The 21,232-nt window shown below is 45.1% G+C and carries 8 protein-coding genes; 2 read left to right on the top strand and 6 right to left on the bottom strand.

Annotated elements, in window-relative coordinates; translation table 11 throughout:
* Window positions 1-4: 4 nt before the first annotated feature.
* The 4 genes from ABID99_RS03420 to ABID99_RS03435 all read right to left on the bottom strand — a co-directional run bounded on the left by ABID99_RS03420 (window position 5) and on the right by ABID99_RS03435 (window position 7,846).
* Window positions 5-1,846: a glycoside hydrolase family 2 protein gene (locus ABID99_RS03420; RefSeq protein WP_373612861.1), complete on the bottom strand. Its 1,842-nt coding sequence runs from the start codon at window positions 1,844-1,846 to the stop codon at window positions 5-7.
* Window positions 1,847-1,932: 86 nt separating this feature from the next.
* Window positions 1,933-2,634 (bottom strand): DUF3823 domain-containing protein, encoded by a 702-nt coding sequence (locus tag ABID99_RS03425; RefSeq protein WP_176622346.1) that lies wholly within the window; start codon window positions 2,632-2,634, stop codon window positions 1,933-1,935.
* A gap of 19 nt (window positions 2,635-2,653) precedes the next feature.
* On the bottom strand, window positions 2,654-4,597 hold the full coding sequence (locus ABID99_RS03430) for a RagB/SusD family nutrient uptake outer membrane protein (protein ID WP_176622348.1): 1,944 nt from the start codon (window positions 4,595-4,597) through the stop codon (window positions 2,654-2,656).
* A 24-nt stretch (window positions 4,598-4,621) separates the two neighbouring features.
* A complete protein-coding gene (locus ABID99_RS03435; protein ID WP_373612862.1) occupies window positions 4,622-7,846 on the bottom strand; it encodes a SusC/RagA family TonB-linked outer membrane protein in 3,225 nt (1,074 codons plus the stop codon).
* Between the two features lie 194 nt (window positions 7,847-8,040).
* Here ABID99_RS03435 and ABID99_RS03440 point away from each other — a divergent pair, with 194 nt between their 5' ends.
* On the top strand, window positions 8,041-12,030 hold the full coding sequence (locus ABID99_RS03440) for a two-component regulator propeller domain-containing protein (protein ID WP_373612863.1): 3,990 nt from the start codon (window positions 8,041-8,043) through the stop codon (window positions 12,028-12,030).
* Window positions 12,031-12,337: 307 nt separating this feature from the next.
* Window positions 12,338-13,717 carry a right-handed parallel beta-helix repeat-containing protein gene (locus ABID99_RS03445; protein ID WP_373612864.1) on the top strand — a complete coding sequence of 460 codons (1,380 nt, stop codon included), beginning with the start codon at window positions 12,338-12,340 and terminating at the stop codon, window positions 13,715-13,717.
* A gap of 138 nt (window positions 13,718-13,855) precedes the next feature.
* Here the strand turns inward: ABID99_RS03445 and ABID99_RS03450 are convergent, their stop codons facing one another.
* Both ABID99_RS03450 and ABID99_RS03455 read right to left on the bottom strand, forming a co-directional pair.
* Window positions 13,856-17,557, bottom strand: coding sequence for a cellulose binding domain-containing protein (locus tag ABID99_RS03450; protein ID WP_373612865.1), 3,702 nt, complete (start codon window positions 17,555-17,557; stop codon window positions 13,856-13,858).
* Window positions 17,511-21,026 carry a putative Ig domain-containing protein gene (locus ABID99_RS03455; RefSeq protein WP_373612866.1) on the bottom strand — a complete coding sequence of 1,172 codons (3,516 nt, stop codon included), beginning with the start codon at window positions 21,024-21,026 and terminating at the stop codon, window positions 17,511-17,513. Before ABID99_RS03455 ends, ABID99_RS03450 begins: the two co-directional genes overlap by 47 nt.
* Between the last annotated feature and the right edge of the window lie 206 nt (window positions 21,027-21,232).

Genomic DNA, 21,232 nt, shown 5'->3' on the forward strand with positions numbered 1-21,232 from the left:
GATATTATTTCACCAGGGCAGGATCATACAATTTGCTATTGGCTTTTTGTAACAATTCAACAGGCATTTTAATAACCTTACGGTCATAAGTCATGAAGCCGTTCACTTCGCCCTCCACATCTGTTGTTTGGGTATATACAGCTGCCGAAAGGCCAACTTTAATCAATTCTTCCAGCCTATCGGTAAAGGTTGAATATCTTTTAAACAGGTCGTCGCCGTTTTTGAAGTTTTGGTAGCCCCAGTTTTTATTAGCCTGCCAGGTATGTCCGTCAACCGGCCAGCCCAAACCACCAAACTCGCCTAAAACAACCGCTTTAGTTTTACCGAAGATCTCCGGGCGTGGCATAGCCGGGTGCGGGTAGTTGTGCAAATCGACAATGTTACCGGTATCGTAGAAGTTGCCACCGCTGGCACTGTTCACCAAACGTGACGGATCTTTTTTCATTGTCCACTCGGTAATTTCAACAGTTTTAAACTGGCCCCATGCTTCGTTAAACGGAGTCCATACCACAATACATGGGTAGTTGTATAATGAGTTCATAATGGCGTTCCACTCTTTACGGTAGTAACCCTCAGACTCAGGGGTACGCTGCTGATCGGTAGCACGGTCAAGCACACCAGGGCGGTTTTCCCAGTGGTTGCCTAAATCGCCGCTCGGCATATCCTGCCATAGCAACATACCTGTTTTATCGCAATAAGCATAGTAACGGGCAGGTTCAACCTTAATGTGCTTACGGATCATGTTAAAGCCCATTTCCTTCAACTTATCAATATCAAAGCTCATAGCCTCATATGTTGGCGGGGTGTATAAGCCATCAGGCCACCAGCCCTGATCAAGCGGGCCGTATTGAAACACAAATTTGTTGTTCAGCAACATGCGCTGAATGCCGTTGGCATCAGCTCCAAGCGAAATTTTGCGCATGGCAAAGTAGCTGCCTACCTCATCAACAGCTTTGTTATTGCGGATAACGGCAACTTTCAGGTCATACAAAAAAGGATCGGTAGTTGACCATAAGTGCTGATCTTTGATATCCAGCACGGCAGTTTCGCCGGCATCAATTGTTTTTTCGGATACGAGGGTTTTGCCGTTCCAGGCGCTGATCTTCAGCTTATCGCCCGGTTGGCTATTGGTAACTTCGGCCGAAACCGATAGTGTGTGAGCGTCAATGTTAGGGGTTTGTTTGGTGGCTTCAATGTGTGTTTTAGCTACACCTTCCAACCAAACAGTTTGCCAGATGCCGGTAACAGGAGTATACCAGATTCCTTCGGGCTTTTTTACCTGTTTACCACGCGGCTGCGGACCATCATCTGTCGGGTCCCACACGCTTACGGTAATTTCCTGTTTTGAACCGCCTTTTAAATAAGGGGTAATGTTAAATGTAAAAGGATCAAAGCCGCCTTCATGGATGCCGGCACTTTTACCGTTTACAAATACTTCGGTACGCCAGTCAACCGCACCAAAATGCAGCAGTACATCTTTACCTTTTAATGTTTTATTTAAGCTGATGGTTGTTTTATACCACAACATGCTATCCTTACCCACCGTTTTACCCACTCCCGACAGGGCGGATTCAACCGCGAAAGGAACCAATATTTTTCCTTCATATTTGGCAGGCCCTGTAGTTGCTTTAGGCACTATGGCATAGTTCCATAAACCATTAAGATTTTGCCAGTTGCCACGTACCAATTGCGGGCGTGGATATTCGGGAAGCGGTGCCTTAGGGTCAACCTTTTCGGCCCATGGGGTAGTGATCCTGTCTTTTATCAAATGCCATTCGCCTTGCTGTGCATTGGCAGATAGATAAGTAGTAATAAAAAGAGACAGGCAAAGCGATAGTTTCTTCATCAGTTTTGAAGTGTAAGGATATTATGTAATTAATTATGCAGGGAGAAAAAAATGGCCCCGCCATGAAGCGGGGCCTTATTATAATTTTAGTAGTTAACCTTCACTACAGGCGAGAAAATCATATCTTCAACATCTGCAACTTTAAGTCCTACACGAGCGAACACATAATTTTGCGTAGGTGTTATAGTTGGCACATTTACGCTTATGCTGACGTTATTCATGTTTGTAATTGCCGAACCAGCAATATTAGTAGATGCAATTTGATTATCACCTGCTGATACAAACTGAGTTTTGTTAATATACAACACAACAGCTTCTATATTTTTGGCATTGGCATCGGTTATAACCTTTTGTAAATCAAATACGGCGGTAACAACTTTACTGGCACCCGTTATTTTGGTATTATTAATAAGGTAATATGGAGTTACCTCAATATCAAGAGTTTGGCTACCGCTGACAGTTACAGCCAATGTATCTCTTTTACCCGAGGCAAGCTCTTTCCACATAAATGGGCCTTGATTTGGCGGAATGGTAAATTTGTAATTACCGTTAAACAAAAGCGTTGAGTAACTGCCATCCTGTTGGAAGGTGCCCTTAATTGCACCTGTTTTACCAAAGCCTGGCTGATAAAGCTCGAAAGGGACCTGATTATATTCAACGTTAATTGCCGCCCCTTTATAAGTAAGACGACCGGTAAGTTTTGATGAGGGCGCATCATAGTTATCCTTCTTGCAACCCATGGTAGCAAGTAAGAGCCCAAGTATGATATGATGAAATTTTATTTTCATGATGGTTAATTATTAATACCTATTGATTTGGTTGCTTTACAATTTTAGGATTTGCTGATAATATATCATCACCTATTTGTGAATAATAATTACCTATCTGGAACCTGTTGGCACCCGTTACAGCACTCGGTTTTACTTCTTTAAAGATCCATTTTCCGCTATTAGGATTACCCGGATTGAAATACTTATAAGGCCATAAACCGAAAGGCTGGGTATTGTGTTTGGTAGCACTACCAATATTGCTAACCAGATCAGCAACCGACATTTGGGCACCATCCCAAACTCTTGTGGCAAGTCTCCAGCGTTTCATATCATATAGGGTGTGCCCCTCAAATGCAAGCTCAACCCTCCGCTCATGCACTATCCTGTCAAAGGTGAGTGCAGCCAGGGGAGTGGTTAATCCTGCACGTGACCTTACCTGGTTAATATAACCAAGCGCAGTACCTGTTTGGCCAAGTTCAAAGGCAGCCTCTGCAGCATTCAACAGCACTTCGGCATAACGGTAACGGATAAAGTTAACATCGCTTCCGCGGCCGCGACGGCCAGAGCCTACCGTTGGATCAAGATACTTACGGATATAAAACCCGGTTTGCGTGCGAAACTCCAATCCATTAACAGGGCCGTCTTTGCCAACAACCTGGATATTTTTACCAAGTCCCGGTACATCCTGTGTTATAGTAGCGTCGCCGCTGCTGATCACTGTACCATCGCCAAGCTGGTAGCCTGCAAAAACCTCAGTCCTTTTACCTTTGAATAAGCCATTTGGTAACAATACCGTACCTGCAAGTCGTGCATCCCTGCCTGCAAAAGCGTCAAGCTGGTTGGTATAATACACAGGATTACCTCCCGCATCTTTTGTTGCAATTGGCGCGTAGGTATTATCCAGCTTTTCAAAAGCCTCAACCAGGTTCAACGACGGATTTAAACGACCTGCGTCCAAACCTTCGTCGGACATTGAGAATGGCTGATCATTAGTGGTAAACCCGTGTACTTTACCGCCGTTGGCTTTAAAGTCCTCAACAAATATAGCTTCCTGGTTTACACTGCTTTTATCAAGGAAAATAGCAGCGAAGTTATCGCTCAGGTCAGGAAGTACTTTGTATAACTGGTAGCTGCCTGCCGAACCGTTAATAATTTCCTGAGAAGCGCTCAATGCTTTGGTATAATAAGCATTAGCCTGCGTAGAAGGAATACCAACTTCGTTCCCCGGTAATGATACCTGGGGCGTAGTGGCGCCATATTTTGCAATTGAACCTGCATATAGTGCAGCCCTTGCTTCCATGGCTAATGCTGCCGCTTTAGTTGCCCTTGATTTTTGGTTAACATCTGCCGGGAGTATTGATTTAATAGCCTCTGCTTCGCTGATAATAAAATCATATACTTCTGATTCTTTAGCACGCGGCCTTTGAAGCGGGGTAACGTTACCGGAGTAATCATAAGCCAACGGATCGGTAATTAACGGAACGCCACCCATACGTTTAACCATTTCAAAATAATAGTTAGCGCGTAAAAAGCGGGCCTCGGCAATAAAACGCGCTTTATCACCTTCGGTAAGTTTGGTGGCCGCGGTTGCACGTTGTATAAAAAGGTTCAGGTCGCGGATATAACCATAATCCCATATTGCCCATTCGCCGTAGCCCCAGCCTGTACGTTGCACAAGGAAGCTGCTGCCATTTTCTGAAGGGAAAGCCTCGCTGAAATCAGCGAATGTGCGCCATCCCGGCTCCCTGTCACCATTTGGTGACTGAGGATATTCTCTTGAGGGATAACCATCTAAACTTGAGAAATCGCGTTGTCTGTCATAAAGATCGCCAAGGATTGAAAGTACCAGGGCAGGGTCTGAAAATGCCAGATCTGTTGGCAGCACCTGTTTAGGCGGCACATCTAAAAATGAACTATCTTTTCTGCACGATCCCGCTACTACCGAGATTGCCAGCATTGTTATAATTGAAATCTTTTTCATTTGCTTTTAAACTTTAGGAATTAATTAAAAGGTTAAATTAACGCCGAAGTTGAGTACCTTACTTTGCGGAAACTGTAAACCATTATCATCGGTAGTTTCCGGGTCAACGCCATACTGTTTCAGGTTATCAAATGAAAACATGTTGTACGCGTTAACATAAAATCTCGCTCTCCTGATCTTCACTTTCTTAAGCATATCAGTCGGCAATGAATAGCCCAGTTCTAAAGTCCTGGCCCTTAAATACCTTACACTATGCAACCAAAAAGTTGAGTTACGCTGGCCGTTTAGCTCGTAATCGCTATGACCAAAACCTGGGTTCACCCTGTTTGCCGGATATTTACCCGGTACCCACGGACTGTTTAAATCAAACATATCCTGGCGGTGCCACCTGTCTTCAAATATCGAGTTCAAGTTACCATTGTTCTGGAACGCCCAGCGGGTTTCATAATTCTGGAACCAGGTATAACCTGCACCACCTGAAAAATCGGCATGGAAATCAAAGCCTTTATAAGCAGCACCAACTGTAAAGCCGAAGTTGATATTAGGCTGTGTACCATAACCGAAACCTATAGGGCGCTCGTCATACTGGTCAATTTTTCCATCGCCATTCTGATCTTTATACATCAGGTCGCCCGGCAATAAGGTACGGTTACCTTTGCCATCGTTGTTGATAGTATAGTTGTTGATCTGTTCCTGCGACGTAAACTGGCCAATAACCTGGTAGCCCCAGTCGATATGCGAGTACCTGTTTTCGGTCGAGTTGCGGTATTGATCCCATGAGTTAAAGAATAGCGGGTTATAGCTTTGCAGGTTTTTTTGGCGGGTGTAGCCAAAGTTACCGCCTATATTATAGCTTGCTTTGCCAATTTTACCGTTATAGTTAAGCGAGATCTCAAAACCGCGTTGCGAATCGCTGCTCGCGTTTTCCTTCGGCAAAGAGTAGCCTATTTCAATAGGTACCACAACATCATTTTTAGTACCTAACAAGCCGGTACGTTTACGATAGAAATAATCGATAGTACCATTCAGTGAACTGTTAAACAAGCTGAAATCGGCAGCAACATCGGTAATTTTACTTTTCAGCCATGAAATACGGGTTACAGGGATCCCTTTATCCCTTGAAGTGATAACCGCGTTGCCATCAAAAATATAGGTGCCCTGGTTGTAGTTGTAACCTGGCAAATAAGCATATGGGGCCACAATAGGATTAGCTGAATTTCCCGGATCACGGTCGTCACCTAACACACCGTATGAACCACGGAATTTCAAATCATTCAGGATACTGTTTTCGCCTAATAGTTTTTTCATGAAACCTTCCTGTGTGATGCGCCAGCCGGCAGATACACCAGGGAAATAACCCACACGTTTATCAGGGGCAAACAGGTATGATGCATCCCGCCTTGCCGAAGCTTCCAAATAATAGCGGTTGTCATAGTTATAGTTTACACGGCCAATGTAACCTATGCGGGTTTCGGTATTATCACTATCCTGGTATTGATCGGCTGTTGGGAAGTAGATCAATGGCAGGTTATTTGAAATTGGCGAAGCATGGATCCAGTTACGTAAATGTTTTAACTCAATACGTTCAGAAACAAACGTAGCGCCAATGGTATGTTTACCAAAACTGTTGTTATAATTAATTTGCCATTGGTAAGTTTTGGCAAACTCTTTACGCTGCTCACGTTCGCGCCATGGGTTAGTGCTGCCGCCGGTTACATCATAAGTATCGGTAGCCGGCTTGTAGGTATACGCATTGTACGTGTACTCCTGGTTATTAAGCAAATAATCAGCAATATAATAAGAGTACAAACCTCTCACATTCAATCCTTTTACTCCCGGTATTTGATACTCAACGCCAAAGTTACTTTGAAGTACTCGCCAATCACTGTGATAAAGTCCTGAAAGCTTTTTATTCAGGAAGGCATAGTTTGACTCAGTATGACCGATATCATTGAGGTATGCGGGATTATCATTAGCATAAGGACGCTCAAGAGGCGTATTTCTTAATACGGCAAAACGGGCAAGGAAGTAATCATCGCCACCCGGTACACCAGGGTTTTCGCGGGTTTCGATACGCCCGTTAATGTCCAGGCTTACTTTTAAACCGTTGGCCACTTTAACCGAAACGTTCGACTGGATATTTGAACGGTTAAATTTATACTCTTTACCCAACTGCGAATTTTGATAAAGGTTAGTTGCCGAAACATAATAGTTAACCCTGTCGTTACCGCCGGTAAAATTGGCATTTACCGAGTTTTGCGGGGCGTTGTTATTGGCCTTCAAAACATAATCACGCCAGTTAAAGCTTTGGTAACCTTTTTCGGTGCCGGCTTTATACTTATCAAGCTCGGCTTGGGTAATACTGGTTGAGCCATTGCTGTTAACCTCGGCATCAGCGCGGTAACGCATGTAATCATATGAATTGGTTAACACGTTGGGGAACCTGTACCAGTTTTGGTAACCGGTGTAAGCATCAATATTGATGCGGGCTTCACCAGCGCCTTTTTTGGTGGTTACCACCACTACGCCGTTAGCCGCACGTACACCGTAGATAGCTGCCGAAGCGTCTTTCAATACCGAGATACTCTCCACATCGTTAGGAGCAAGGTTGTTAAACTGGCCTTCATCCTGCTGGATCCCGTCAATTACATATAAAGGTGTACCCATGTTACGTATCTGGATGCTGGCGCTGGCACCAGGCCTGCCTTCAGACATCCTGAAAGTTACCCCCGGAATTTTACCTGCCAAACCTGTACTTACAGTTGAACCGGCATGTACGCGGTCGAGGTCTTTACTGGTAACTGTTGAAATGGCACCTGTGATAGATGCCTTCTTTTGCGTACCGTAACCCGTAACAACCACCTCCTGTAAAGCCGAGTTTGTGGCACGCAACCGCACTTTTACGGCTGTTTGGCCGTTTAACGGTAATTCGAGTGTAGTAAAACCGATGTAAGTAAAAACCAAAGTGCTGTTTGCACCCGGTACGTTAATGCTGAAATTGCCTTGCGCATCGGTTGTGGTACCCCCCTGTGTGCCCTGTACCCGTACGGCTACGCCGGTAAGTACCTGGCCGGTGGTATCAACCACGTTGCCTGTTACCTTAATTTTATTTTGCGCGGATGCGCTAAACGAAAAAAGGAAACCGGTCATGATGAAAAAAGCGATTAGCATTACTTTGGGGCTCCATTTACTGGGCGGCCACTGCACATGAGGGTTTCCCCCATGCCTGAGTAGTAAAAATTTTCTCATAAATGATCTATTAATTGGTTAAGTTTTGATTTTAAAAATGTACAATTGACATATCTAAAATCATGTTGTAAAGAAAAAGGATTTTGGCCCCGGCGCTTAACCAAATCATATCAATACTTAGTCAAAAAGTATCAATTTTCGGGAGAAGGGAAACGCTGCAACAGATTGGCTATATTTGCGTTAAGCTGATTATTTTGAAACCACTATACATATTTCTATTATTTTTTACAGTATCATGCGGTATTTGCAATGCCCAGACCTACTACTTCAAGCATTACCAGGTTGAGCATGGGTTATCGCATAATACCGTTTACTGCAGCATGCAGGACAGGCGCGGCTTTTTGTGGTTTGGTACTAAGGACGGCCTGAACCGTTTTGATGGTTATACCTTTAAAACGTTCAGACATAACCCTGCAAATAAGAGCACCATCTCCAACAACATGGTGCATACCCTGTGCCTTGATAAAGAAGGTACGCTTTGGATAGGTACCGACGAGGGCCTTGATAAGTATGATCCCCTGTCAGAAACATTTACACATATCAATACGGCAAATATTAACGGTGTGCGCAGTATCACTTTTGATGAACATGATAATTGCTGGTTTGTAGCCGGAGCTTCATTAATAAGATATAACACAAAAACCGGCGAAAGAACTGATTACTGGCCTTCGCAGCATTTTGAGGCTACGTCTGTAGTAATCATTAATGGTACAGTGTGGGCTTCTTCTTCAACCGGCGCAATGGAGAAATTTGACCGGGCAAGCCGCACTTTTACCGCTTACAACGTGTTTAAGCCAACTGATAAAGTTACCTCAAAGTTTATTGAGAAGATTTATTATGCCGGTAACAACAAAATATTTGTAGGTACCAATAGTCATGGTTTTAAGGAATTTAATGCTGAAACCTATACCTACAAGGACCTGCTTAACTACAACCCGGATAAAACGGCTGTTTACGTGCGCGATTTTTTAAAATACAGCGATACAGAATATTGGATAGCCACAGAATCGGGCGTATTTATTTATAACCCGGTAAAGGGCACATTTCTTAATCTCAGAAAGCATTTCAATGACCCTTACTCCATATCGGATAATGCCGTTTATTGCCTTTATAAGGATTCGGAAGGCGGGGTTTGGGCAGGCACTTATTTTGGCGGCCTCAACTATTACCCTAAACAATATTCAACCTTTAACAAATTTTACCCCGACACTGAGCCAAATTCCCTTAAAGGAAACGTGGTGCGCGAAATTACCAAAGACATGTATGGCAACCTGTGGATGGGCACCGAAGATAACGGGTTAAACAAATTGGCTCCCGATAACACCTGGACCCATTATAATCCCGGCGGAAGTGCCAGCATCTCCAATACCAACATCCACGGTATATTAGCATTAGGCAATGAACTGTTTGTAGGTACTTTTGAACGGGGACTGGATATCATGAACATTAAAACCGGCAAGGTTGAACGCGTTTACCTGGCCGGAAGCAGAAATAATGACCTCAAAAGCAACTTTATAATTTGCTTTTGCAAAACCCGCAGCGGGCTCATTTTTGTTGGTACTACCCGTGGCATTTACAGGTATAATTTGGCAAGCAAGGATTTTACCCTGATAGATAAATTACCCCCATATGATTTCATTTACGCCATAACCGAAGACCATAAGGGCAAAATTTGGGTTGGCACCGTAAGGGATGGTATTTACTGCTACAATCCGGCAAACAATACAAGCACTAAGCTAAACTATCGTTACCCCGTTAAAAATGTGCTTAACACCACCACGGTTAACGGCGTTTTTGAGGATAGTAACCACAAACTATGGTTTGCTACCGAAGGTTTGGGTTTATGGAGATATGATCCCGAAGCGGATAGCTATAAGTTTTATGACACCAATAACGGCTTTCCGAGCAATTACATTTTCAGACTGGAAGAAGACAGCCATAAAAACCTATGGATCAGCACTACCCGGGGGCTGGTTTGCTTTAATGATAATACCGGGAGCATAAAAATTTATACAAAAGCCAACGGTTTATTAAGTGACCAGTTTAACTACAACTCGTCTTTTAAAGATGCCGACGGTACCATGTACTTTGGTTGTGTGCGTGGTATGGTTAGCTTTAACCCTGCCAGTTTTAAGCAGAATTACTTTATAGCCCCGGTTTATATAACCGGTTTCCAGGTGCACAATAAAGAGATCTCTGTTAATGGTGCCGATTCATTATTAAAACAATCTATCATCACCACAAAAAAGATCAACCTTAATTATAACCAATCTTCATTCAGTATTGATTTTGCTGCGCTGAGCTTCCCATCGCCCGAAATGACCCAATATAAATACACGATGAAAGGTTTGGATAAAGGCTGGACCGAACTTAAACGCAACCGAAAAGTTTATTTTACGCAACTGCAGCCCGGACATTACACCTTTGTAGTAAAAGCGGCAAACAATAACGGCATCTGGACCCAAAAAGAAACAAGTATTGAAATTGATATAGCACCTCCTTTTTGGGAAAGCGTTTGGGCATACATTGCTTACTGCCTGTTATTTTTACTAACAGGTTACTACCTGCTCAGAAGCTATCACCGTAAAACCCGCGAAAAAAATAAGCGCATTATCGAAACCCTTGAAAATGATAAGGAAAAACAGATCTATAATGCTAAGATTGAATTTTTCACCAACGTGGCCCATGAAATCCGTACACCTTTAACGCTTATTAAAGGGCCGATGGAAAAAGTGATCAGGCGGGCGGAGCATGTTCCGGATATTCAAAACAACCTGAAGATCATGGAAAAGAATACCAACCGGCTGCTCGATCTTACCAACCAGCTGCTTGACTTCAGAAAAACCGAAACCAATGGCTTTAGCCTCAGCTTTGTTAAAACCGATATTATGGATCTGCTTGCCGATACCTTTTTGCGGTTTAAGCCCATGGCCGAACAAAAGAACCTCAGTTATACCTTTATACATCCGGTTAAAACCGTGTATGCCTATGTTGATATTGAAGCGTTTACCAAAATAATGAGTAACCTCATCAGTAATGCCATCAAATACAGCACTTCTGTTGTTGAGATCGAACTGCTTGATCACCCGGTTAACGACCCTACCTTTACCATCGAAATAAGGAATAACGGGCACCTGATCCCTTACGAAATGCGCGAAAAGATCTTTGAGCCTTTCTTCAGGATGAAAGGGTCGGAAAAACAAATTGGCACCGGGATAGGACTTTCGTTATCGCGCTCTTTAGCCGAATTGCATAAGGGTTTATTGGTGTTGAATAAATCTATTAACGATTTTAATATATTTAACCTTACTTTGCCTGTTCACCAGGAAAAAGAATTCGACCTGCATATTACCCCCGATGAATATGAGCAGGCAGACCTAAGTAACAGAGAGGAGAATATTGACTTTATGAAACCAGTTATACTTTTAGTGGATGATAACCCTGAAATACTTGATTTTATTTCGGATGATCTGAGCGACAAATATTCGGTTATTAAAGCCCTTAACGGACAGGAAGCGCTGGATATGATAGGCATAGAGAACATTCAGCTTATTATAAGCGATGTGATGATGCCGGGAATAGATGGATTTGAACTGTGCAAAACCATTAAAACCAATTTCGATTACAGCCACATCCCCATTATACTGCTTACTGCAAAAAATACCCTGCAAAGTAAAATTGAAGGCCTGGAGGTTGGTGCCGATGCCTATATCGAAAAACCGTTTTCGCCCGAACATTTGCAGGTGCAGATAGCTAACCTGCTTATTAACCGTAATAAAATTAAGGAGCATTTTGCGAGCTCGCCGCTGGCGCATATCAAGTCGATGGCCTACTCAAAACCTGATGAAAGCTTTTTGGATAAGCTAAATGGTGTTATCTATAAAAACATCCAAAACGCCGAGCTTGATGTAGAGCAGATAGCCAATCTCATGAATATGAGTAAGCCAACGCTGTACCGCAAAGTTAAAGCTATATCCAATCTTACTATTAATGAGCTTATCAATATCACCCGCCTTAAGGCTGCCGCGCAATTACTGGAAGAAGGTGATTATAAGATCTATGAAGTAGCCAACATGGTAGGTTACAGTTCTCAATCACACCTGGGCCGTAATTTCCTGAAACAATTCGGTACAACACCAACTGAATACCAGCAGGCTAAGCGCAGTAAAGTAAAACAGGTTTAATCTTACCAGGATGGACCATTGAGGCTAAGTCAGCGACAATGGTCTTTATATAATCATACGGGCGTCCGGGAGGGTAATTCCACTCAGTTATAAGCTGCAAGCCTTTTGCATCGGCGATAGCCCTATGCAAGGCATGTGCTGTTAAAGCAACCCCCTTTTTTACAATTTTTGTTTATTACCGAAGTCCCTGAACGTTGCAAGCGGGCGATTTAATTGTGCGGGCAACAATATTTGAAAAAATAACGTAGAACTGCCGGTTCCGCACAACAGGGACAGGTTGATTATCAAAACTCTTTCAGATTAATAAATGGGAAATAACAATTACTTACTAAGCATGATAGCTGGTATGCTGGTAATATCATGCCTGGCGTGTTCAAAAAGTATAAACAAAATTGAGACACCGGCAAGTTCAATTCCGCAGCAGGATGGAAAACTGCAAAGTTTGAAAACCAAGCCGGTAACTACCTATACTTATACCGTTAAAACTACCGAGTGGATGGTTGACGGTACAAATATCCCCGCGGGGGCTATAATATATATTCCCGCCGGTGAACGCGGGGCTTTGCTGCTTAAAAATTTTAAAGGTACAGCCGCCGCTCCTATCTTAATTGTTAACCAGGGCGGAAAGGTGTCATTTACCGCTGAAACTACCGCCTCGTATGCATTTAAGACACAAAACTGCCAGTATTTTAAGGTAATGGGAAATGGGGTTTCCTCAATTAAGTACGGGTTTGATATAAACGGCGGCAACATCGGTATGACGATGGATTATCTGAGCTCGGATTTTGAGATCGCGAATGTTGAGGTCCGTAACAGCGGGTTTGCGGGGATCATGGCAAAAACCGATCCGTCATGCGACGCTGCAACCTGGCGGGGCAATTTTACGATGAGTAATGTAATAATTCATGATAATTACGTTCACAAAACAGGAGGAGAAGGCCTTTATATAGGAAATTCTTTTTATCAGAATGGCGTTTCAACTTCCTGCGGTACAGTTTTACCTCATGATATTGTGAATGCCAGGATCTACAAAAACCTTGTTGACTCTACCGGTGCTGAAGGGATTCAGGTTGGCAGTGCTACATCGGGATGCATGATCTATAGTAACACCATTAAAAACCCGGGTATAAGTCCGTTTGCTTCCTATCAAAATAATGGTATACAAATAGGAGAAGGTACCGGCGGGCAATGCTATAACAACCTGGTTAAGAATGCACCCGGCAACGGCATCATTGTTCTTGGCCTTGGGGATAACCAGGTATTCAATAATTATATTATTGACTCAAAAGCTTACGGTATTTTTGCTGATTCACGGTATACGCCGGGTCCGAATTTTCAGTTTATCAATAATACCATTGTTGGCTCCGTTTTAGGCGGTATAAAGTTAAACTCCGAAACTATCCCCATGAATACTGTTATTAATAATGCTATCATACAATCGGCATCAGTACAGCCGATAATTTTAAAAAGCACCAGCGTTAAACTTACCGAATCAAATAACTATGTAAACACAGATGTAAGTGTTTGCGGGTTTGTAGATTACAACGGAGATGATTTCCATTTACAACCGTCATCGCCGCTTATCGATCAGGGGGCAAACGTTTTATCATACGGCATAAAATTTGATTTTTATGATGCTGTACGCCCATCGGGTACTGCTTTTGATATTGGGGCTACCGAGTATTAATATTCAATACACGAAGCGTTTTCTCTGTCTGGGGTAATGGGATTCCTGTAAAAGCAAAAGGGACGGCAGCACTGCCATCCCTTTTTGCGTTTTAAAGTTTTTAGCTTTAAGCTTCGTGCATTCTGCTTTTAGCTAAAATCATGGGCTTACTATCATGCGCAATGGTGCCAGATTGTTGATCTGAACAAAGTAAACACCGGTCATATACGAGCGGGTTAACTGAACCCCAAGGTTACCGCCAAAACCACGATACCTGCCGCTTTGCATAACCTTGCCAAAATTATCCCGGATAACCAGGTTGATCTCTTTCTGCTCCAGGTCGGGCGTTAGTTTAATGTTGAAGCTGCGTGCAGCCACCGGGTTTGGGTAGATCACATTGTTTTGAACAGTACCGATAGGTGCGCTGTTATCCTGTACAATACCGGTTTTTTGACCTATGGTTGAAGCCAGCGAATTGCTGCTGAGCAATGTAGGTTCAGTTCCATAAATCAGCTGATCTTTATAGTAAACGGTAATATGGCTGTTAAGCGCCATAGCAGCTTTAGCAGCAAACGAATAATCATTGGCCTCGTTAAATGCCGACCAGTCTGTTTTATTAACCTGGTATTGAATGTTACCGGTATTGCTTAAGGGGTAAAGCGAACTGGCCGATGGATCGATGGTTAATTCAAGATAGGTGTCTGCCCCGGTTAAAGGGGGACTTAAAGTAACAAACCGGTTGTTGATTTTGCTGTTGCCCAGTTTGGCATAGCTTACCGAGAAATTCAATCCTGCTGTGCCTTCGCGGCTAAACCAATAACGAACGGAAAGATCGCTGTAATTGACAGGCACGTTTCCGGTATTGTTAAGCGCCAGGTAGGTACTGATCGTATTTCCGGAAGTGCTTTGATTTTGGTTTTGATAAGATACAGTAAAAGCCGTGGTAGCTGTAACTGCAGCAGGCTCGGTACCGTAAATTAACTGCCCGTTGCGGTAAAGGGTGATATGGCTGTTTGCGGCATAGCTCCCGGTGTATGGCAGGTATGAATAATCATCGGCCTCCGAAAAGTTTGACCAGTCCTGGTTGGCAAACCTCGACTGAATAACCCCGGAATTGCCGCCTGCGCTGAGCTGGCCGTTATTCAGGAAACCATATTCTATATAACCCAGGGCGCCTGTGCGCGGGTTGGGTAACTGAACATATTTCATGGTAACGTTACTGTTCCCCATTTGGGCATAATCAATCCACGAATTGATCCCGGCATAATTTTCCGCGGTAAACCAATACCTCATGGTCAGTTCGTTTAAATTAATGGCGACAGAATCCTGGTTAACAATTTTCAGAAATGGCTTAATGAGATTGTTTACAGGCTGGTTGTTATCCCCATCGGAGGATTGTACCTGGACATTGTATGGCAATACGATGAAGGTTTTGCTTGAGGCTGTCGTGTCAAAACGAGTGTTGCCACCTTGCTGCGCTGTAATAGCACTGCTGCCCGCGCCTACAATATGCAGCTTATTATTGATTATCGTAGCTACGTTTAAGTTTGAGCTGGTGTAAACAACTGTAAGCCCGGAAGTAGCTGTCGCATTCAGGCTGACATCTGCATCGCCAGGCCTGCTTAGAGGTAACGCGGCAAAACTGATGCTTTGGCTCAGCTTGTTAACGGTAAGTGTTTGTGTAACCGGTGATGCCGCAAGATAATTAGCATTCCCACCCTGGGAGGCGGTGATCACGGCGGTACCCGCACCGGTTATGTGCAACTTTCCGCCCGCTATCTGAACTACCGTACTGTCCGAACTGCTATAGCTTACCGCAAGGCCAGAACTGGCTACAGCACCGGCCGCAAAATCGCTGTCGGCAACTGTTTTTGCAGGGATCGCATTAAACGTAATGGTTTGTGCGTTTTGGCTAATGGTGAGGCTTTGATTAATAGAAGTAGCTGCTTTAAAACTGCTGTTTCCGGCCTGGGAAGCAGTGATGGTTGTTGTTCCGGCCGCTTTAATGTGGATGTTGCCATTGATCACACTGGCAACAGTAGTATCTGAACTGCTGTAAGAAACCGCTAAACCTGATGAAACTGTCGCCGGGGGTACAAAATCTGCATCACCGAATGTTTTTCCGCTGAAGGAGGCGAAGGTAATTGTTTGATCGCCCAATATATCGGCAGCAATTTCGGTGCTGCTTAATGCCCTGCCGTAGATCTTGAAATTATCAATGGAGCCTTTGAACATCGGATCGGCAAACTGCGATTTGCCCAGGTAATTTTGTGTGGTGCTGCCGAGCGCCGATGGTTTGATGGTAATGTTTGTTGAGGAGGCAACTGATGTACCATTTATATAAAGTGTAGTAGTAGTGCCCGCCCGGGTTACCGCCAGGTAGGTCCAGGTATTTAATGGGAAGGTGTAATTGTAATTGATATTCTGTTCTGCAGCCGAGCCGTTTTTAGTAGCGTAACGAATGGTTGACTGCCCGTTGGTAACACCGGCCTGTACAGTAAGGAACATGTATTGTGTGGTGCTTGAGCCAAAGTCAAAAACACGCATCCAGGTACTTATGGCGTCCATCCGCACCCAGGCAGATATGGTAAAATCGTTCAAGGTACTGAAAATACCGGCAGGCAATGTTGCATAAGCGTTCGCCGAACCATCAAGCAGCAAAGATTTTCCATATTTACCCGCAGCACGACTTGCTGTTGCCGCGAGTGCAGCATGATTGGCACCCCAGGCATCAATGCCTTTGCTGCCGCTTACCTCATCAAATTGATAAAAGTCGCGTTGCCCGGCATTGGGTTTAGCAACCACTTCTGTGCTTTTGGTACCTTCGCCGGTACTGTCTGCAGGGGCTATCACATAAAAATAGGTTGTGCCATTGCTTACATTGCTGTCGGTGAAGGTAAGGTTACTAACCGAGCCAAGTGCGGTATATGGCCCGCCGGAAGTTGTTGAACGTTTAACGTTATAACTGTAGCCTGGAAGTGATTGCCATTCAAGGATGTTTTTGGCATCGCCCGCGGCAACTGTCAAAGAGTTTACAGCACTGCTAAGTACCGTGAGTACCAATGTTGAAGTACCTGTTGTACTGCCGTTGCCTGCCGACAGGCTTACATTAAAGGTGCCTGATTCCGTTGGTGTTCCTGAAATTTTGCCTGATAAAGAATCAATTTGTAACCCGGCCGGCAATCCGCTGGCCGAAAAATGGTTGGGCGACTTAATTCCGGTTACCGTATAAGTCATAGGTTTTCCTATCAGCGTGGTATCCGTTGGCGCGCTGGTGATAATTACCGGTAATGGCCGGTCGTCCAGCAGCACAGCGTCATTGCCCGTACCGCCTTTATAGCTGATGCGCAGTGTAAAACTACCAACGGTTACCGGAGCAAGTTCGGGCAAGCCTTTAAATGTACCGGATATTGCCGCGCTTCCGGTGTTATCAATGATAGTGAACGAACTTCCCTGGGCCAGGCTGGTCGAGTCGATAGCCGTGATCTGCAGTTTAGGCTGGTTCACTAAATTAACAACGGCTGTACTTACCTTATCATTGGTGGCCGAACTGGTGCTTAACTCTGCTTTATAGGTGGCATCGGCATTCATGGTGAGGGTACCCACTTTTATGGTGCCAATGGCCTGGTTACCGGGTGCCAGTACCGCTCCTATACCCGAACCGGTACCAATAGTAGCCGATGATGTGCTTTTGCCACTGCCGCCAAACGTGCCGGCCGTGGCAACCACCGGACTGGTGAATGTGCCGCTGTTAGGATCGTTATTGAGCAAATAAGTGCCGTTTTTTATCGTCGTTGTTCCGGAATAAGCCTGGTTACCGGTAAATGTCAGAATAGCTGTACCAACTTTCTCTACGTTCATACTGCCGGTCATCGTTCCGCCGTAGGTGGTAGTTATGGTTCAGTGCACCGATGCTGATGGTTGGGCTGCCGCCACCATCAGTACGGATAGCACCGCGGCCGCTTAACGCACCAAAACTGATAGTACCGGTAGGGAACATGATGCCCTGACAATCATTACCATTGGCGTCAAGATTCCATGAAGCATTCGCGCTGCCTGACTGGGGTACTTCAAAGCGGGTACGTGAGTTGCCGCTGCGTAATTTGGATACAAAGTACCCGGTGAAGCTGCTGTTATCGGCAAACAAATGTAAACCGGCATACACGTTACCATCCTGAATAATTGTTCCGCTGCCGGTAAGCCGCCCGTAAAGGTTCAGGGCGTTGCTGGTTTGGTAAAAATAACTGGTTTTTCCGGCAGCGATTTCAATATCGTTGTACAAGGTAGCATCGCCGTTGGCCGAAAAAAGCGCGCCGCCGTTCATGGTTATTTTTCCGGTACCGAGCGGGCCTGATGTAGGGGCGGAAGGCGCTCCTGTACTTGTTCCCGATACTTCCATGCCATAAACCGGCGGCCAGCTTTGCCCGTTTCCGTTGAGGATAGTACCGCCGGAGTAGGTGTTGTTGCCCCCTGCATACAGAAACCCGATACCGTTCTTGAGCAGGCTGCCTGTGCCTGTTATTTGCCCGGTTAATGCTACAGTGCCGCTCGCATTGGGGGTGTTTACATTTAGTAATGTATCGAGGGTTACAGGCATCTTCAAGGTTTGATACCCAGAGCTGTTATTAACCAGGTCATTTCGCAAGTGAATTGCTGCGCCGTCAATGGTATAGCTGCCGGCGTTTGCATTAAACTGGATCCTCGAGGCTACAAGGTTTGGGATGTCGTTGGTCAGTACGGTATCTGCACTATTTTGAAAAGTAATAATGGCTGGATTAACCGGTGTCGCGTTTTCCTGCCAGTTCCGGGCCAGGGTAAGCGAGTCGGACTCGGGCTGCTGGCTCCATGTTGAAGTGCTTGAGCCGGGTACGCCAAATGTTTCGGCCGAATTGGAGCTTTCTTTGGTTTGGCCAACAGATGAAACAACATAATAGTATGGGCTTCCGTTGCTTACATTCAGATCCGCGTATACCGTAGTTGAAACATTGGCTACGGTAGTATAAGGACCGCCGCTTATGGTAGCGCGTTTTACATTATAAGTAGCCGCCCCTGCTGCTGCATTCCAGCTCAAGTCAACCTCCTTGTTTTTATTAACAGCCGCAGGCTGCGCCGGGGCAGCCGGTGGTACGGATGAGAAAATAACATTCGAGTTTCCGCTTTCCAATGTTCCGGCAAGCGCGGTCACAACATAATAATTGCTTACCTCGGGTACAGGGCTGGCATCTATATATGATGTGTTGGTTATACCTGATTGTATAGTGGTAAACGGCCCGTTGGATGACGACGACCGTTTTACCGAATAGCTGGTAGCATTGGCTGAAGCTACCCAGGAAATATTAATTTGTGTAGCGTTAACAACCGCTGCCGCAGCTGAAGCGGGCGCTGCCGGCGCCTGGTTATTGACCACATTCAGCATGAGCGTTGCCGTGCCGGTGCCGCTGGCATTAGTGGCTGCTATGGTAATTTCGCTTTGCCCTAACGTGGTAGGTGTACCCGAGATGATACCGGTAACCGCATCAATGCTAAGCCCCGATGGTAAGCCAGTGGCACTATAAGAAGATGGATTAGCACTGGCTACGATGTTATAACTGAAAGGCGCACCACTGGTAGCTGTGGCGGTGGTAGCGCTGCTAATCTCCGGAGACCCGGCAGGTGCAGATTGACTATAGGCCACATTACTGAACGTGGCGGTATTTAGTGCCGAGTTATTACTGGAAAGGGTATAAAATCCGGCATACAAATCAGTGGGGAAACCTGTTGCAGAATACCAGCAACCGAGCCCGGTCCAACTAATGCCATCCTGCGAATGGTATGTAAATATGCGGGTACCTACACGCTCAATTTTTAACCACCAGGGGGCTTTGGGTTGGTAGTGGTTTCCGGCACCGCCTGTCGCTTTAAGGAAAATATCATAAAAAGCCGAACCGGGCGCCAACGATTGGCGTAACATGACCCCGCAACCACCGGTATTTAACGACATATTCTCAACTTTTACCACCAGGCCCGCATCGCCGCTAATTTTCTTAAAATTAAAGCTGAAGGCATTACTGGTGGAAGTTCCGGCACCTTGAAGTGTCCAAACCCCGTTATTATAGGAGGCGCTGCCCGCCAATCCGGTATTACCGATATCTATATTTGTTAGATTGCTCACCGGCTGCACATGATCAGCAGGATAATACACCTGTGGCAATTTAACAGCGGTAGACGTATCTGATGATTTCAGGTATAAGAAATTGCCGCCGGCCGGAGAATAATTGGTTGCACCGGGCTGCATTAACGCAGCCCTCATCCTGTCGGTATTAGGAGTAGGTATGCCCTTGCGTACAGCATAAGCGCTGTAAATAAGATTAGTCATATCGCCGGTCCTTGCTCCGGGCTGAATTCCCCAGCCGGTCCAGTAACTTGCATACCCTCCCAACGGGATAAAGGTCATTGTTGCGCCGTCAAAAGCGTATTTATGATACAACTCACCGATAGCTAATACCCGGTTATCCAATTCGGCAAACATATCTGCACCTTGCTTGTAGGCAACTTCTGCGCCCCAGGCCAATGCTGCTGCCTGCACACGCCAATGGTCGTCCCGGCCCGAATCTCCAACTTCGCCACCGGGCAATGAATTGCGCATCCCTCCTCCGGCATCCATCCGGTACACTTCCACCGCCTGGTTAAACCGGGTTACATCATCGCAAAAAACGGATGCGGCAAGAGCTATTTTTAACTGAAGAGCTCCTTTATTCGCGTCGCGCAAGGGACTTGGCACCCAGGAAGTAGGAAATAAAACATTGGCAAAATAATTTTTTACATGCTGTGTATTTGCCGCGGTCCAACCGGGAAAAGTACAACGAAGAATTTCAGCACCTACGCCCCAATACTGGGCATAGTCGCCAATATCCAGCATAGATTCTCCGCCGCCCCATGTAGTATTGGTTACTGCCCAGGCATCCAACATATTAGTAGCTTTGCGGGCATAAGTAGAGTCGCCTGTAAACCACCACATCCAGGCCAGGTTGTGAACGGCCTGCATGTCTTCAATCCAGGCGCTGTTGTTGAGGTTGGGCGCTCTTGTAACTGTTGCAAAAGGCCCCTTTTGCCCATAACCTAATTGCGAATGCGAATCGTTTTTAAATGCGTTATAACCGGATAGCCATGGTTCGCGGCTAATGTTGGCTTTCAACTGGTCCAAATCCGCCCGGTTAAAGGCCACGCCAGGATGGATAAAAGGTTGGGCGCATACACCCATCGTGACAAACATCGACAGCGAAAACAACAGCAGCCTTATCCGCCGGTGTGTACCTGTCAAATAATTACAAAGCGTAAAAAGTTTTTTCATGGTTTAATTGTTTAGGTAAACATGTTTACTGCCGTTCCGGCATGTTTGGAAGTCGTGTAAGGACGTGGAACAAAACAGTTTTATAATCAGACACATCAAAGACAATGACTGCTGTAAATGATACTCACAGAAATGTGGTGTTTTTGAAATTTTTAAGCCAGGCTTTCGACTTTAAATCGCTCGGAATAAGTCTCTTTAGTATGGGA

The sequence above is a fragment of the Mucilaginibacter sp. OAE612 genome (genome assembly GCF_041806395.1).
GTDB classification, from domain to species: domain Bacteria; phylum Bacteroidota; class Bacteroidia; order Sphingobacteriales; family Sphingobacteriaceae; genus Mucilaginibacter; species Mucilaginibacter rubeus.

What these genes read in the sequence shown, in the direction of transcription:
- ABID99_RS03435 (WP_373612862.1), bottom strand. Translation starts at nt 7,846, where the DNA reads ATGAGAAAATTTTTACTACTCAGGCATGGGGGAAACCCTCATGTGCAG.
- ABID99_RS03430 (WP_176622348.1), bottom strand. Translation starts at nt 4,597, where the DNA reads ATGAAAAAGATTTCAATTATAACAATGCTGGCAATCTCGGTAGTAGCG.
- ABID99_RS03445 (WP_373612864.1), top strand. Translation starts at nt 12,338, where the DNA reads ATGGGAAATAACAATTACTTACTAAGCATGATAGCTGGTATGCTGGTA.
- ABID99_RS03455 (WP_373612866.1), bottom strand. Translation starts at nt 21,026, where the DNA reads ATGAAAAAACTTTTTACGCTTTGTAATTATTTGACAGGTACACACCGG.
- ABID99_RS03450 (WP_373612865.1), bottom strand. Translation starts at nt 17,557, where the DNA reads ATGAACGTAGAGAAAGTTGGTACAGCTATTCTGACATTTACCGGTAAC.
- ABID99_RS03425 (WP_176622346.1), bottom strand. Translation starts at nt 2,634, where the DNA reads ATGAAAATAAAATTTCATCATATCATACTTGGGCTCTTACTTGCTACC.
- ABID99_RS03420 (WP_373612861.1), bottom strand. Translation starts at nt 1,846, where the DNA reads ATGAAGAAACTATCGCTTTGCCTGTCTCTTTTTATTACTACTTATCTA.